Below are 15,131 nucleotides of genomic sequence, written 5' to 3'. Positions count from 1 at the left end.
AAGTGAAGGACGAAGAAACGATGAGAGGATATAGCCAAAGTTGTGCTATATCTTTTCATCATTCTTATTGTCTTGAATTCGAGATTTGATTTTAACCTTCATGTCTATATCAAAACAGGAGGATCATTTCATTGAATGAACCAAAAGGTCTTCGCCATGTAACAGTCTTTTTGGTCCTCCTGCTTCCATTATGCTTCTTAAAAAACGCATCCTTTCCAGGCTTTCTCCGGATAACTTTCCGCCATGGGCCCACCAAATGGTGCTGTCTTCATTTAAATAAGTTTCTCCATGGGTGACATATGTCCCGCGGCGACACCCTCCCAAAATTGTTGCACCAGTTTCTTGGGTGTCATGTTTCCCCGGCCGTTGTTAGATTGCCTTCATACCAGCACTCATTGATTATGACTGGCTTTTTCAATTTTTTCATCCATTTTGGGACAAAGAATAAGTCATCATGCTGAATGGTGGCGTGTGTAATATTTGGTTTTGTGTGGTTGTACCAATGGCTTGTATTTGTATTGTGCAACGGCGGGTGATGCCAGTTATGAATGGAAAGGTAGATGGCGTAAGGATCTTTATCAACAACGCATTAGATGAAATCATCCCATGCATCTTTACTTTTTTTGCCCAACGATATCCACTAAGTCATACTCATTTGCCATTGACCATTGAATATTCCGGAAAGATTCGAGCCTTGCGATTAAGTCATTTAAATTATTTGGAAGCGATATCATTTACAAATAATTAGAATCGGTCTATACTTCATTTTAGGAAAAAATATATTTTTTTTCCTAAAATATTTACCGTTTTTTGCAATCGTTATCAAAAAATGAAGAATCGAGGGGAAACCATGCCAACAAAACAAAAGAAATTTTACTACGGCGGAGATTACAATCCTGAGCAGTGGGATGAATCGGTTTGGGAAGAAGACATGCGCTTGATGAAAAAAGCCGGCGTCAATTATGTAAGCATCAATATTTTCAGCTGGGCAAGGCTGCAGCCGAATGAAGAGACTTACGATTTTTCGACGCTTGATAAAATCATGGACATGCTGGCAGAAAATGGCATTGGAGCGAATCTTGCCACTGCCACTGCGGCGCCGCCGGCCTGGCTTTCGCGGAAATATCCGGACTCGCTGCCGATTGACATCAATGGAACCAGGCTTTTGCCTGGGTCGCGCCAGCATTATTGCCCGAACAGCAAAGACTATGCGCGGCTTGCCGGAAAACTGGTTGAGAAAATTGCGGAACGTTATCAAAACCATCCGGCGCTTGTGATGTGGCATGTGAACAACGAATACGGCTGCCATATTTCCGAATGCTACTGCGATCATTGTAAGCACGCATTCCAGCAGTGGTTGAAAGAAAAATACGGGACGATTGAAAACTTAAACCAAAGCTGGTCGACCGATTTTTGGAGCCAACGTTATTATGAATGGGAAGAAATCTGCTTGCCGGGAAGAACGCCGACATTCGCCAATCCGAAACAGCAGCTTGATTACAAGGCTTTTATGGATGATTCGCTTTTAAAGCTGTATAAGATGGAGCGTGATGTCATCAAAAAATATACGCCGGATGTGCCGGTGATGACGAATTTAATGGGGCTACATAAACCGATTGACGGCTTTAAATGGGCGAAAGAAATGGATGTCGTGACATGGGATGCATATCCGGATCCTTTCGACCATATTCCGTATGCGCAGTTTATGGCCCATGATTTAATGCGGAGTTTGAAAAAGCAACCGTTTTTGTTGATGGAACAGGCGGCGGGCGCAGTCAACTGGCGTGCGCAAAATGCCGTGAAAACACCAGGGCAGATGCGGCTCTGGAGTTATGAAGCCGTGGCGCACGGGGCGGACGGCATCATGTTTTTCCAATGGCGGGCATCCCAGGGCGGCGCGGAAAAATTCCACAGCGGGATGGTGCCACATTCCGGAGATGAAGAAAGCCGGAATTTCCAGGAAGTCGTCCAGCTTGGCAATGAGCTGAAAAACTTGCAGAAAGTTATCGGTTCGGATTATGTTGCGGACGTTGCAATGGTATTTGACTGGGAAAACTGGTGGGCGCTTGAACTGGATTCGAAACCTAGCGCATTGGTGAAATATATCAAGCAGCTTCTGCCGTTTTACAGGGCGCTCCATACGCAAAATATCGGCGTAGATTTTATTCATCCGAATGAAAAATTGGACCGTTATAAAGTTGTTTTTGCGCCGGCAAGCTACCTGGTAACAAAAGCGTTTGCGGATAAAGCAAAAGCCTACGTGGAAAACGGCGGTATTTATGTCACGAATTTCTTCAGCGGCATTACGGATGAAAATGACCGTGTGTATCTCGGCGGTTACCCGGGCGCTTACCGCGACATGCTCGGCATCTATGTCGAAGAATTTGCGCCGATGGAAAAAGGTGCAGTCCATCAAATCCGGACCGGTTACGGCGATGCGGACATCCAAATTTGGGAAGAAAAAATCCATCTGAAAGGTGCAAAAGCGCTGGCGTATTTTAAAGACGGCTATTTGGCGGGATCCCCGGCTGTGACGGTAAATGCATATGGGAATGGCAAAGCGTATTATATCGGGACACATCCGGATGAACGGTATTTGTCGGATCTCATCAAAGATATTTTGCATGAAGCGGATGTCCGCCCGGTGCTGGATGTTCCTGCCGGCGTGGAAGCGGTCATACGCAAGAAAGGGAATGAAAAATATTTGTTCCTGCTGAATCATTCAGACAAGGATCAGTTTGTAAAGCTGGGCGGCCAATATGTTGAGCTGATTCACGGCCGGACCGGATCGCAAACCGTTCAGCTGGCCCCGCAGGACGTAAAAATTTTTCAAATGATAAAAGAATAGGGCGCGAAATCAGGCCCCTCTAAGAAAAGCGGAGGGGCATTTGTTTGGATCGAGGCAGTTTCATAAAAGTATACGGTTCTGCTTTTCTGCAGATCTGCATAAAAAATAATAGGAAAATAACCAAATATTTTTTAGTAAAATTATATTGAAGTTTTACTGAAAAGAAGGTAGAATACAAATATGAAATCGGTTTCTAATTTTTAAGCAGGACATGATCGTAGTTGACCGTTGAAAAGGAGGAATGTTGCATACTGAAATCCGTACAGCGATTGAACTTTATTATTCCAATGAATATTATTTAGGAGGATACAGCTATGCAGATTTTTACGATACTTTCGTTTCTTTTTGTCCTTGGTTTTGTCGCTGCATATACATATATGAAAATGCGCGGCTTCAATAAAAATGAATCGAAAGGCTCTTATTTTCTCGGGGGCAGAAGTTTGACCGGTGGTGTGATCGGGGCTTCTTTATTGCTCACAAACTTAAGCGCTACCAACTTTGTCGGCATGAGTGCCCAGGTTTTCAGCGGAAATATGACGAATATGGCGTATGAAGTTACTTCAGGTTTTGTGCTTGTTGTTGTAGCGCTGCTATTGGTGCCGAGATATTTAAAACAAGGGATTACGACCATCCCGGATTTTTTGGAGAGCCGTTATGATAAGCAAGTAAAAGGCATTGTATCTTTTCTTTTCCTGTTGATGTTTATTTTGAATGCGATTCCAATTACGCTTTATTCCGGGGCCATTGCGATTACTAGGATGTTCCATATTCAGGAAAACTTCGGGCTCAGCTATGAAGCAAGCATTTGGATTACCGTTTGGTGCATCGGTATTATCGGTTTCTTTTATGCGATTGTCGGCGGATTAAAAGCGGTCGCCATTTCGGATACGATCAATGGCATCGGCTTATTAATCGGCGGGCTGCTTGTTCCGATTTTCGGCTTGCTTGCGCTTGGCCACGGCAGCTTTGGTGAAGGCTTGTCTCATTTGTTCACCGCAACACCTGAAAAATTTAACGCGATCGGAAACAATCATGATGTTGTGCCGTTTGGCGCTGCACTTACCGGTTTGATTCTCGTAAACTTCTATTATTGGGGCACAGACCAGTCGATTATCCAAAGGGCATTGGCGGCGAAAAACCTGAAAGAAGGGCAAAAAGGCGTTATGCTTGCAGGTTTTTTCAAAGTCCTGACGCCAATCGTTGTATGTATTCCGGGGATTATTGCATTCCAACTGCTGGGCAGTAAAACAACAAACCCAGACTTAATGTATACGCAATTGGTGAATAAAGTGCTGCCGGCGCCGTTAGTTGGTTTTTTCGCAGCAGTCATGTTCGGATCCGTTTTAAGCGTATTCAACGGTGTCATCAACAGTACGGCGACTTTGTTTGCCTTAAACGTGTATGAACCGCTTTTCGGCAAAGGAAAAACAGACCAAGAAATTGTAAGGAACGGGAAACGGTTCGGATTTTTGCTTGGGATTGTTTCCATGTTCATTGCACCGCTCATCATGTATGCGCCGGATGGTTTATTCCAGTATGTCCAAGTTGTAAGCGGCTTCTTTAATGTGCCGATTTTCACTGTGATTTTCATGGGTTATGTGACAAAACGTGTTCCGGCCATTGCGGCAAAAATTTCCCTCGTGTTCTTTGTCGGCACCTATGCTGTGCTCCAATTGATCATTAAGCCTGAAATGAGTTTCTTGTACCAAGAAGCGATTCTGTTCGTGATCAGCTGTGCGATGATGCTGGTCATCGGCAAAATGAAACCGCGGGAAACGCCTTATGTGATGCCAATCAACAACCTTGTCGAAATTGAACCATGGGAGCACCGTTATGAAGCGGGTGGATTCATTATTTTCATGGTATTTGCGGCTTACATTTTATTCTCTAAACTCGGCTTTGCAGGGGCAAACGGCTTCACCGCAATGACGGCATTATGGCTTTTGATTGCTGCAGTGGTCTCGTTTGCCGGCGTGCTGTATTTCAAAAAGCGGGACAAAGTTGCAGAAAGCCCTGTTACAGCAGCCGTAAAAGGAACCCAGGATGTCCGTGTAAAATAAAGATTAAGACTATTTGAGCCGGGAGTGTTTGATATGCCAATTTTCATCAATGAAGAGAATAAAGAATTTCATCTGCAAACGCAGCATACGAGCTATATTTTTCACGTGATGAAAAACAAACAGCTTGGCCAGCTGTATTACGGAAAACGGATAAACCACCGGGAGAGCTTCGGGCATTTATTTGAACCGCGTTTCCGGCCCAATGTTGTAAACGTTTATCCGGATGACCAGCACTTTTCGCTGACAACATTGAAGCAGGAATATCCGGCATACGGAACAGGGGACTTCAGGTACCCGGCCTATATGGTTAAGCAGGCAAACGGCAGCCGCATCACAAATTTTGAATACAAAGGCTACCGGCTGATCAAAGGAAAGCCGAAATTGGAAGGCCTTCCTGCCACATATGTTGAAAGCAGTGAAGAAGCGGAGACGCTCGATATTTTACTGACGGATGAGCTTTTGCAGGTGGATCTTCACTTGTTCTATACGGTGTTTGATCAATATAATGCCATTACAAGAAGTGTAAAATTTTTCAACCGTGGGGCTCAGAAGATTGAGCTCCCGGTTGCCATGAGCATGTCGGTTGATCTGCCGGATGCTGAATATGTCATGATGCAACTGTCCGGCTCCTGGGCAAGGGAACGGCACCTGTACGAGCGGAAACTGCAGCCAGGCGTGCAAAGCATATCGAGCACACGGGCGGCAAGCAGCGCCCAGCAAAACCCGTTCTTTGCTTTGAGGCGGCAGGATACGACGGAAGATTTCGGCGAAGTGTATGGCTTCAGCCTTGTCTATAGCGGCAATTTTCTCGCCCAGGTAGAAGTGGATGATTACCACGTATCGAGAGTGACAATGGGCATCAACCCATTTGATTTCAACTGGCGGCTCGATCCCGGGCAGGCTTTCCAAACGCCTGAAGCTGTCATGATATTCTCAAGCTGCGGCCTTACTGGCATGAGCCAAACATTCCATAAATTTTACCGGGAAAGGCTTGCCCGCGGCAAATGGCGGGATGTGGAACGCCCGGTTTTGATCAATAACTGGGAAGGAACGTATTTTGACTTTGATGAAGACAAAATTGTTTCCATTGCAGAAGAGGCCAAAAAGCTTGGCGTGGAATTGTTTGTACTCGATGACGGCTGGTTCGGCAAACGCGATGATGATACAACCTCTCTTGGAGATTGGTTTGTGGATAAGCGCAAGCTGCCGAACGGATTGAAAGGCTTGTCTGAAAGGATCCGGGGATTGGGCTTGAAATTCGGCTTGTGGTTTGAACCGGAAATGGTTTCGATCGGGAGTGAACTTTATCAAGCGCATCCGGATTGGGTGATCCGTACGCCGGGAAGAAGGATGTCACCGGGGCGGAACCAATATGTGCTCGACTTTAGCCGGGATGAAGTGGTGGACTATTTGTATGAACGGATTTCCTCGGCAATTGAAGAAGGCAGTTTGTCTTACATCAAATGGGATATGAACCGGCATATGAGCGAGATTTACTCTGCCGGGCGCGGACCGGAGCGGCAGCAGGAAACCGCCCACCGCTATATTCTCGGGGTGTACCGTCTCTATGACCGACTGACATCCGATTATCCGGACGTTTTGTTTGAGTCATGCGCAAGCGGCGGCGGCCGGTTTGATCCGGGTATCCTGTATTATGCGCCGCAAACATGGACGAGCGATGATACAGATGCGGTGGAACGCCTGAAAATCCAATACGGCACATCATTTGTTTATCCGCTCAGCTCAATGGGTGCACATGTGTCGGCCGTGCCAAACCATCAGGTCGGGCGCTTCACTCCGCTTGAAACACGGGCTGCCGTGGCGTATTTTGGCACATTCGGCTACGAGCTTGATGTAACTAAGATGTCCGATGAAGAAAAACAAGCGGTCAAGAACCAGATTGCATTTTATAAAGAAAACCGCAAACTACTGCAATTTGGAAATTTTTACCGTATTGAAAGCCCGTTTGAAGGGGATGGTAATGTAACAAGCTGGATGGTTGTTTCCCCTGATCAAAAAGAGGCGGTTGCGGCGCGATACCAGGTGCTGGCAAAGCCGAACCCGGCATGGGAACGCCTGTATTTTAAAGGCTTGGCTCCGGATAAGCAGTACAGGCTGGAAGGAAGCGGCAAAGTATTTTACGGGGATGAGCTGATGTATGCCGGCCTGCTGTTGGATGACCTTGTGCCGCAACAAGGAAAATCCGGGCAGTATCTCGATTTTAACGCGGTAATCTTTAAGCTGTCTATGGTGGAAGAATAAAAGCCAAGGTGCCCCAAAAAGGATCAGGGGCACCTTTTTTGGGTTATGTATTCTTTCAAATATTGGACAATTTCATTACGAAAGAAATATGTTGGGAAAATGATCTTTCACTACGTGGTGTCTTCGCTGCGGACTTTGCTGCTATTTTTTCGTCTTTTCTCGCTGTTTTTGCCTATCGCTGATTTTCCGCCATTTTTCGCCGATATTTTGACATAATCGTTGATTTTTTGGATAAGTCCGCTGATATTTCCGGGAGCTGTGCTGATTTCGTATAAACGGAAGGGAAGAACGTTCGTAGTCTTGGACAATCCCCTCCATTTTTTAGTCATTTTGTAAAAAGGCGGCGTTTTTTCCCCTGCTTTTCTGCCCTTCGCTGATTTTCCGCCATTTTCCGCCGATATTTTGACATAATTGCTGATTTTTTGGATAAGTCCGCTGATATTTCCGCGGTTTCCGCCGATTCCGCAAAATGAGAGGAGGCGCTCGGCCGCTGCTTCTGAACTACTGTGAGGAAGGCGAAATTTACTCTTTTTTCGCAGGAGTCCCGTAAACTTCGCTATTATCAAAATCGGATGATAGCTAAAAAAGGGGTGCTCCCAGGCCACTTTTACTGACTTGGGGACAGCCCCTTTTTTTATTCATGCCGCTGTCCCAATTCCCGTCTGTTTACGCGATTTCTTTTTCACAGGGGAGAGGCGGCGTTCGATCTGGGCCATGAAAAAGTCGGCGGCGACGGCCATTAAAGCGGTTGGAATGGCCCCGGCTAAAATCATATTTGTGCCGTTTGAAACACTTGTTCCGCGGACGATAATGTCTCCGAGGCCGCCCGCACCGACAAATGTGCCCATTGCCGCGATTCCGATTGCAATGACAAGCGCCGTCCGCAGCCCGGCCATGATGACCGATAAGGCAAGCGGGAGTTCAACCATCCGCAGTATTTGAAATTTTGTCATGCCCATTGCCTTGCCGGATTCGAGCAGAAATTGGTCCACGCTTGTGATGCCGGTGTACGTATTTTTTAAAATCGGTAAAAGTGAATAAAGGAACAGCGAAAGCACAACGGTGTTGGTGCCCAGCCCCATCACCAGCATAAGCATCGAGAGCATCGCTAAGGACGGGATCGTTTGGATGATGTTGGCGATCGCCAGAATCCACGAGCTTAATTTCCGGCGGCGGGCCATGAAAATCCCGAGCGGAATCGCCACAACTGCGGCAAATAATACGCCGTAAGCCGACATTAAAAAGTGGCGGTAAAACTGCATCCATACGTAACTGCCGTTTTGGGCGTAATAGTCCAGTATTCCTTTTAACGTTTCCATGTCCGGCCCTCCTTTTATTCAAAATAATGGTGTTTTTGAAGAAATTCTTTTGCCACAGTCGATGGTTCCTTCATTTTTACGTCACTTTCGTAGTTCAACTGCTGCATCGTTTTCGTGCCGATTTTCCCGACGAGTTTTTGCAAAACTTTCTTAATTTCCGGATGCTGTTTTAATATGTCATCGCGGACGACAGGGGAAGCGTCATAAGGCGGGAAAAAATGTTTGTCGTCTTTCAGCATGACGAGGTTGTAGGCATTGATTCTTCCGTCCGTTGAATAAGCGAGCACGACATCCGCCTTTCCGCTTTTTACTGCTTTATAAACCAGGCCAAGCTCCATCGGATACGTTTTGCCGAATTCAAACCCGTATGTTTTGACAAATCCTTCATAGCCGTCGCCTTTCCGTTTCAGCCAGGAGTTATCGACGCCGAGCCGCAAGTTTTTCGCAATCGGTTTTAATTGTGAAACTTCTGAAAGATGGTCTTTTTCAGCCAGAGCTTTGGTGATTGTAAAGACATAGGTATTCGCAAATCCGAAAGAGTCAAACCATGTCTGGTGGAATCTTTTTTCAAATTGCTTCTGCACAATCTTCAATGCTTTTTCTGGATCTTTTACCGGTTCCATGCCGAGGGCCCCTGCCAGGTCTGTTCCTGTGTAACGGACCGCTGAAATATCAATCTGGCCGCTTGTCATCGCTTTATGGAGCACGATAGAAGAACCGAGATTATTGACCATATCGACTTTTAAATTGGTGTAATGTTCAATCATATCTTTTTCCATGTAACCGAGTATTTGCGTTTCAGTGGAGTTTGTCATGCCGATTTTGACCGATTTTTCGCTTGATGCGCTTAATCCGGGCAGGGAGCAGCCGCCCGTGAAAATGGATAGGGATAAAATGAGAAGCATAATCGATGTGATTTTTTTCATGTGCCGTACTCCTTTCTAAGCGGCCTGTTTTTGTTTCCGGATGCCTTTTGGAGTGGAAAAATTTTCAAGTTTCCCGAGAAGATAATCGACGATCAAGGCTAAAAGGGTAACCGGGACAGCGCCGACTACAATCATTGCCGGCTGGTACAAATTCAGGCCGCTGAAAATATAGTCGCCGAGGCCGCCTGCTCCGATAAAAGAAGCGAGCGTAGCCCAGCCGATTAAGTAAACGGTGGACAAGCGGATGCCGGCCATGATCACAGGGATGGAAAGCGGAAGTTCCACATGCAGGATCCTTTCCCATCCGGTCATCCCCATCCCGCGCCCCGCTTCAAGCAGGTTCGGGTCTATCCCTTTTACGCCGGTATACGTGTTCCGCAAGATAGGCAGGACCGAATAGAAAAATAATGCGGCAATGGCCGGGAGTTTGCCAACGCCTAAAACCGGGATGAAAAAAGCCAGGATGGCAAGGCTTGGAAATGTTTGAATGACACCGGCAATGCCCATGACGATATTGGCTGCCTTCGGATATTTTGTCAGCCAAATGCCGAGCGGAACCGCAACAAAAATGCCCAGTATCACGGCGATCATCGAGATATAGAAATGCTGCCACGTCTTCAGCAATAACTCGTTCCAATTTGATGCCATAAACTGCATGAATGCATCCATCTGTTTCCCTCCTAACCAATGTTTTGGGATAATGCCTCTTCTTCGTCCCCCCAGATCGAATCGTATACCATATCGACAAGGCTTGCCCTGGTGACGATCCCGACAAGCCGGTGTTCATGGTCGACAACGGGGACGTATTTGATTCCTCTTTTTAGAATTTTTCTGACCGTATCGCGGACGAGTGTATCTTTTTCGACTGCGATTAAGTTTGTTTCTAATACATCTTTGACATGGACCGGTTTTTTCCGGTTCTGGTCAATAATTTCTACATCGATATAGCCGAGCAGCACTTTCCGCCTGTCTACGACAAGCAGGGAGTCAACCCGTTTTTCTTTCATGATTTGGATCGCTTCGGACAAAGTTTTGTCGATCGTGACTGTCACTGCATTCGGGTTCATGATTTGTTCGACCGTCTGGATATTCGGCCGGGCCTGCAGCAGGCGTTCTTTGCCGATAAACGTTTCAACGAACTCATTTGCCGGTTCGCGGAGGATCTCATCCGGCGTGCCGGTTTGGACAAGTTTGCCTTCGCGCATGATGACAATTTGGTCGGCCAGTTTGATCGCTTCATCCATATCGTGGGTGACAAATACAATCGTTTTCCCCAACCGTTGTTGCAGTTTTTTTAATTCATCCTGCAGGCTGTCGCGCGTGATCGGGTCGAGTGCGCCGAACGGCTCATCCATTAATATCAGCGGCTGGTCTGCTGCAAGTGCTCTGAGGACGCCGATGCGTTGTTGCTGCCCGCCGCTTAGTTCATACGGGTAACGGTCCAAAAATTCTTCCGGCATATCGACGAGTTTGAGCAGTTCTTTTGCCCGTTCGCGTCGTTTTTCTTCCGGCCATTTCAATAGTCTGGGAACAAGAGAGATGTTTTGCTGGATGGTCATGTGGGGAAATAAACCGATTTGCTGGATGACGTATCCGATTTCCCTTCTGAGTTTCACGGGGTCTGTTTCTTTGATGTTTTTTCCATTGATGTAGATTGCGCCTTCCGTCGGTTCGATCAACCGGTTGATCATCTTCATTGTGGTTGTTTTTCCGCAACCGCTCGGCCCGATGAAGACGATAAACTGGCCGGATTCGAATTCCAGGTTCAAATCATCAACTGCCCTTTTGCCGTCTTTGTAAATCTTTGTGACATGCTCAAATTTTAACATATACTGCACCTCCAATATTTAGGGTGATAAAATAGCTACTCTATAAGTATAACTTAAAGTTTGTAAAATGAAAAGTTTACAGATTGTATATACTGTATTTATGATATATATTTGGAAGTGTGGACATATAGAGATTCTTGTATTTATATGGTACAGTTTTCCCGGCATAAAATGAAAAACCGGTCTAAAGGAGCATTTCAGAAAAATGGAAGAAAAGACGTTGGACATGGTCGCCCAGGCGAAAGAACAATATATTGAAAAAATTGCGGATCATATCCGCGCTTTCGGGATACCGCCAACCGTCGGGCGTGTTCTCGGCATCATCTACATGAACCGCCGGCCGATGACGCTGGATGAACTGTCAAAGGCAACGGGCATGAGCAAAACAAGAATGAGCCAGGTTGTCCGGGAAATGGTCGATATGAATATCGCGGAGAAAGTGTTCGAAAAAGGGGTCCGAAAAGATCTTTACAACGTCGATATGGATTTTTACGACACTTTTGTGGCAATTTTCACGTCCAGCTGGCGAAAAATCATCAGCCGCAATAAATATTTTGAAAAAAAATTTGCGCGCGAACTCGCCCAAATGAAAGAAAAAGAAGAACTGTCCCCGGAAGAGGAAAAGCAGCTGAATGAATTTTTAAAGGAATTGGGTAAATGGGCGGAATATTACGAATGGCTGACACGGTTGGTCGACTTTTTCGAAAGCGGGAAAATTTTTGAGTATGTGCCGAAGCAAAAGCGGTGAACAGTTGAAAAAACTGGGGATACAGGGTCAAGGCCGTGCTGCTTTATAAGCGGGATCTTGCGCCGGAAAGATGGGAAAGGGGTTGCCTCAAAACGATCGGGGCACCCTTTTTTCATAAGCGGTTTGGGCTCCTGTTTTAAGTGCCATCACCAGCAAAAGATGAAAGGCATGAATACGCCCCTTGCCGGAAAGAAAAGCGGGGGCTGTCCCAAAAGCCCCTTTTAAGCAGAAATTTTCCTCTAGCGGTCGTGACAGAGCTTCTCAGAACCGTTTCTTCAGGGAATATTTGCTCAAACAGTCGTGAGTATGCTTCTCAGAACTGTTTCATTTGGGAAAATTTTAGCCCCCTAAGTCAGTTTACCGATTTTTGGGACAGCTCTGATATTCATCGGACGTTTTCCAATGCCTTTTTTAACTGGATTGATAATAAATGGAGATTTTGCGATTCTGAAGAAACGTCCTCCATAAAGGCGTTTTGTTCCTGGGCGGCCGCGGCCGCGTTTTCGGTATTCAAGAAGAATTGCTTGGCGATCCCGGCAATCTTCTCCATTTCTTTCACTTTCTTTTGCGTTTCCTGATCTACTTTGTCGATCGCACAGAACACTTCATTGCTTTCTTTTGAGACGGTGCCGACAGAACGGGTAATGCCTGAAAAAGCTTGTTCTGTTTCATTTACTTTTTCGATACCGTTCATTAATAAGGCGAGGCTTTCTTTCATGGTTGCAACGGCTTTGCCAGTTTCTTCCATAATTTTTTCAATGATCTCTTCTATTTTAATTGCGGATAATTTCGATTGGTCGGCAAGTTTTTGGATTTCCTGGGCAACGACATTGAATCCTTTCCCGTGTTCCCCTGCCCTTGCGGCTTCGATTGCCGCATTCAGGGACAATAAATTGGTCGCGTTGGCAATGTTTTTGATGAGTAAAATAATATCCTTGATTTGCGTGGATCCCTTTTCCAATGCAAAAATCACGTCTGAAGCATTTTGGACCGATTCCCTGGCGATTTCCATCCTCTCGACAGACAGTTTCGCCAGTTCTGTTCCTTTTGAAGATTGATTTTCCGCAATTTTCATGGATGATTGGACAGTACGGAGGCTGTCATGGATAAGCCGGATACTTTCGGAAATTTGCGTAAACTCTTCCACCATTTCATTTACGGTATCTAGCTGTTTTTCCGCGCCTTCTGCCACAGCATTCATTGAAACCGCAATTTGTTCGGAAGCATGTTTGGATTCCGAGGCATAATTTCTCAACTTGTCCGATGCCGCAGCCAAATGACCGGTGCTTTGTTCAAGATGCCGGATTAACGAATGGAGCTGGCTGATCATCGTATTATATCCGGCGGCAAGCGCAAGGATTTCTTTTGAAGAAGAGGAAATTTCGATGCGGCCGCCGAAATTGCCGTTTGAAACATTTTTCATGGTATCGGTTAATTTTATGATTGGATACATAGCCCTTTTTGTAATGAAATAACAAATGGTACCCATAGCGGCAATTGTCAATACAGTAATCCAAATCATCGTATTCCGGTTTTGGCGCACCGGTTTCAAGTAATCGGAGTCTTTTAAAGCAAAAACGAGGATCGCCCCGCTGATTTCATTTTGGTCGGAGTAAGCAATCAACATGCCATCCTGATGCAAGATGCCTTTTTTGTTCTTTAAAATTTCCCTGCGCACCTGCCTGGACAAACCAATGCCGCTGTTTTTTTTATTTTCGAATGCTTTAACGGCGCCGTTTTTTTGGAGTTGGAATTGTGCAAGGCCCAGCCCGTTTTCCATAAAACTGTTCCTGTTGATTTTCAGGGCGTAAGACAGTTCCTGGTCAAATTGTTCTTTCGGGACGGTGGACTTTAACAGGGTAATTTTTTCTTCCATCGTATTTAAAGAAGTGGTCAAATCCCGTTCTACAGATTGAACAATCATCGCCTTGTTTTTCTCATAACTGATGAAAGCAATTAATGCCGATGAAATTAAAATGGAGGCAACGAACGGCAGGATGAGCATGGTGGATAATTTAAAAGTATGATGTTGCAATTTTTTCTGCATTTACAAATCCTCTATTCTTAGAAAAATTTTCCTAACTTTATTTAATCTGCCCTTTGTTAAGAAAAGATGAAGGATTTGTAAATATTATGTAAGCAGAAAAACAAAAAAATGGCGCCAATCCAGACACCATATTATTTCCGCTTGGCGAAAGCAAGCAAAGCCGCCCCGGGCCCGACTGCGACCGCGGCTGGGGCGGGAGGATATTTGCTCATTTTGAAATAAAAGTTGTTCTTTCACATCCAGCTTTTGTTCGTGCCCCTTTCAAGCAGGCCGTATCCGGGATGGTACAGGGCGCTGTCCGCTTTCGACTTCGGGCGGTCGTTATGCCGGGTGTGGTACATCATCAGTTCCATGATTTTTTCCATAAGCCCCGGCAAAAGCCGGCCGGGGATGAAAACAATTTTTTGCCTGTGAACCGACGTACATATCCTGTTTCGGATGTTCCACCGCAAAAGGAAGTCCCCGGCAACGGCTTGCGGCGGGAAAATCATCGACATGTAATGGGCCGGCTGCTTCTCGAGATCGCTTCTTGCATGTTCAGCCAAAAGGCAGTGTTCCGGTTTTTGTGACACCCATTAAAAATGGGGTTGTCCCAAAAGTCGTGTTTAAACAAGAAAAACCCGTTAAGAAAACGAATTTTTCTCATTTTCCGGATCTTCTTTCTGAAGCAGGCGGTTCTCAAACCTTGTGACACCCAAGATTAGAAAGGATCGTTATTTGTGGTGCCCGAGAACGACTCGATGGCGTGTTCCAGCGCGTTGTAGGCCTGGCCGAAAGCGGATGCGGATGATTCCGTGCCCACGTGCCGGTGCTCAGGAAGCGAATTTTTTGCCTGCTCCAGCGCTGTGATCGCGTCTTGGATCATGGTGCCTTTATCCCCGTATTGCTGCCGGGCTTCCTGGAGCTGTCGGATGCATTCCTCCAAATCGGCGGATTCGGGATTGTTGTAGGCATTTTCCAGTTTTTCTTTGATTTGTTCCAAAATTTCCTTCATTGTTCTCCCCATTTCTTTTTATGATATACAGGGGTAGTTTTTTCGGACGGCGTGTTTTTATGCATGACAGCAAGATATGCAGTATATTATAATAATAA

At 45.8% G+C, this 15,131-nt stretch carries 11 protein-coding genes; 4 read left to right on the top strand and 7 right to left on the bottom strand.

The window, feature by feature from the left end:
* Positions 1–850: 850 nt before the first annotated feature.
* From BpJC4_RS10215 to BpJC4_RS10205, 3 genes are all read left to right on the top strand, one after another.
* Entirely contained in the window at positions 851–2,848 is a 1,998-nt protein-coding gene (locus BpJC4_RS10215) for a beta-galactosidase (protein ID WP_151697863.1), read from the top strand.
* Positions 2,849–3,162: 314 nt separating this feature from the next.
* Positions 3,163–4,908: a solute:sodium symporter family transporter gene (locus BpJC4_RS10210; protein WP_172968359.1), complete on the top strand. Its 1,746-nt coding sequence runs from the start codon at positions 3,163–3,165 to the stop codon at positions 4,906–4,908.
* Positions 4,909–4,941: 33 nt separating this feature from the next.
* The gene (locus BpJC4_RS10205; protein WP_151697862.1) at positions 4,942–7,170 is read left to right on the top strand and encodes an alpha-galactosidase; all 2,229 of its coding nucleotides are present in this window, start codon (positions 4,942–4,944) and stop codon (positions 7,168–7,170) included.
* A 638-nt stretch (positions 7,171–7,808) separates the two neighbouring features.
* On the opposite strand, the gene BpJC4_RS10200 is transcribed toward BpJC4_RS10205, so the two are convergent.
* From BpJC4_RS10200 to BpJC4_RS10185, 4 genes are read right to left on the bottom strand one after another with little or no spacing between them, the layout of a single operon-like run.
* The gene (locus BpJC4_RS10200) at positions 7,809–8,489 is read right to left on the bottom strand and encodes an ABC transporter permease (RefSeq protein ID WP_151680664.1); all 681 of its coding nucleotides are present in this window, start codon (positions 8,487–8,489) and stop codon (positions 7,809–7,811) included.
* 14 nt (positions 8,490–8,503) lie between these two features.
* Positions 8,504–9,415 carry an osmoprotectant ABC transporter substrate-binding protein gene (locus BpJC4_RS10195; protein ID WP_151680663.1) on the bottom strand — a complete coding sequence of 304 codons (912 nt, stop codon included), beginning with the start codon at positions 9,413–9,415 and terminating at the stop codon, positions 8,504–8,506.
* Between the two features lie 15 nt (positions 9,416–9,430).
* A complete protein-coding gene (locus BpJC4_RS10190; protein ID WP_151697861.1) occupies positions 9,431–10,084 on the bottom strand; it encodes an ABC transporter permease in 654 nt (217 codons plus the stop codon).
* Between the two features lie 11 nt (positions 10,085–10,095).
* The gene (locus tag BpJC4_RS10185) at positions 10,096–11,244 is read right to left on the bottom strand and encodes a betaine/proline/choline family ABC transporter ATP-binding protein (protein ID WP_151697860.1); all 1,149 of its coding nucleotides are present in this window, start codon (positions 11,242–11,244) and stop codon (positions 10,096–10,098) included.
* A 205-nt stretch (positions 11,245–11,449) separates the two neighbouring features.
* On the opposite strand from BpJC4_RS10185, the gene BpJC4_RS10180 reads away from it, so the two are divergent.
* Positions 11,450–11,992 carry a GbsR/MarR family transcriptional regulator gene (locus BpJC4_RS10180; RefSeq protein ID WP_151680660.1) on the top strand — a complete coding sequence of 181 codons (543 nt, stop codon included), beginning with the start codon at positions 11,450–11,452 and terminating at the stop codon, positions 11,990–11,992.
* A gap of 385 nt (positions 11,993–12,377) precedes the next feature.
* On the opposite strand, the gene BpJC4_RS10175 is transcribed toward BpJC4_RS10180, so the two are convergent.
* The 3 genes from BpJC4_RS10175 to BpJC4_RS10165 all read right to left on the bottom strand — a co-directional run bounded on the left by BpJC4_RS10175 (position 12,378) and on the right by BpJC4_RS10165 (position 15,033).
* Entirely contained in the window at positions 12,378–14,039 is a 1,662-nt protein-coding gene (locus BpJC4_RS10175; protein ID WP_151697859.1) for a methyl-accepting chemotaxis protein, read from the bottom strand.
* Positions 14,040–14,272: 233 nt separating this feature from the next.
* Positions 14,273–14,584 carry an SDR family oxidoreductase gene (locus BpJC4_RS10170; RefSeq protein ID WP_253693660.1) on the bottom strand — a complete coding sequence of 104 codons (312 nt, stop codon included), beginning with the start codon at positions 14,582–14,584 and terminating at the stop codon, positions 14,273–14,275.
* Positions 14,585–14,739: 155 nt separating this feature from the next.
* On the bottom strand, positions 14,740–15,033 hold the full coding sequence (locus BpJC4_RS10165; protein WP_151680658.1) for a hypothetical protein: 294 nt from the start codon (positions 15,031–15,033) through the stop codon (positions 14,740–14,742).
* Positions 15,034–15,131 lie beyond the last annotated feature (98 nt).

Source organism: Weizmannia acidilactici, assembly GCF_008974185.1.
Taxonomy (GTDB): Bacteria; Bacillota; Bacilli; order Bacillales; family Bacillaceae_C; genus Weizmannia; species Weizmannia acidilactici.
This window is presented reverse-complemented; position numbering and strand designations above follow the sequence as displayed.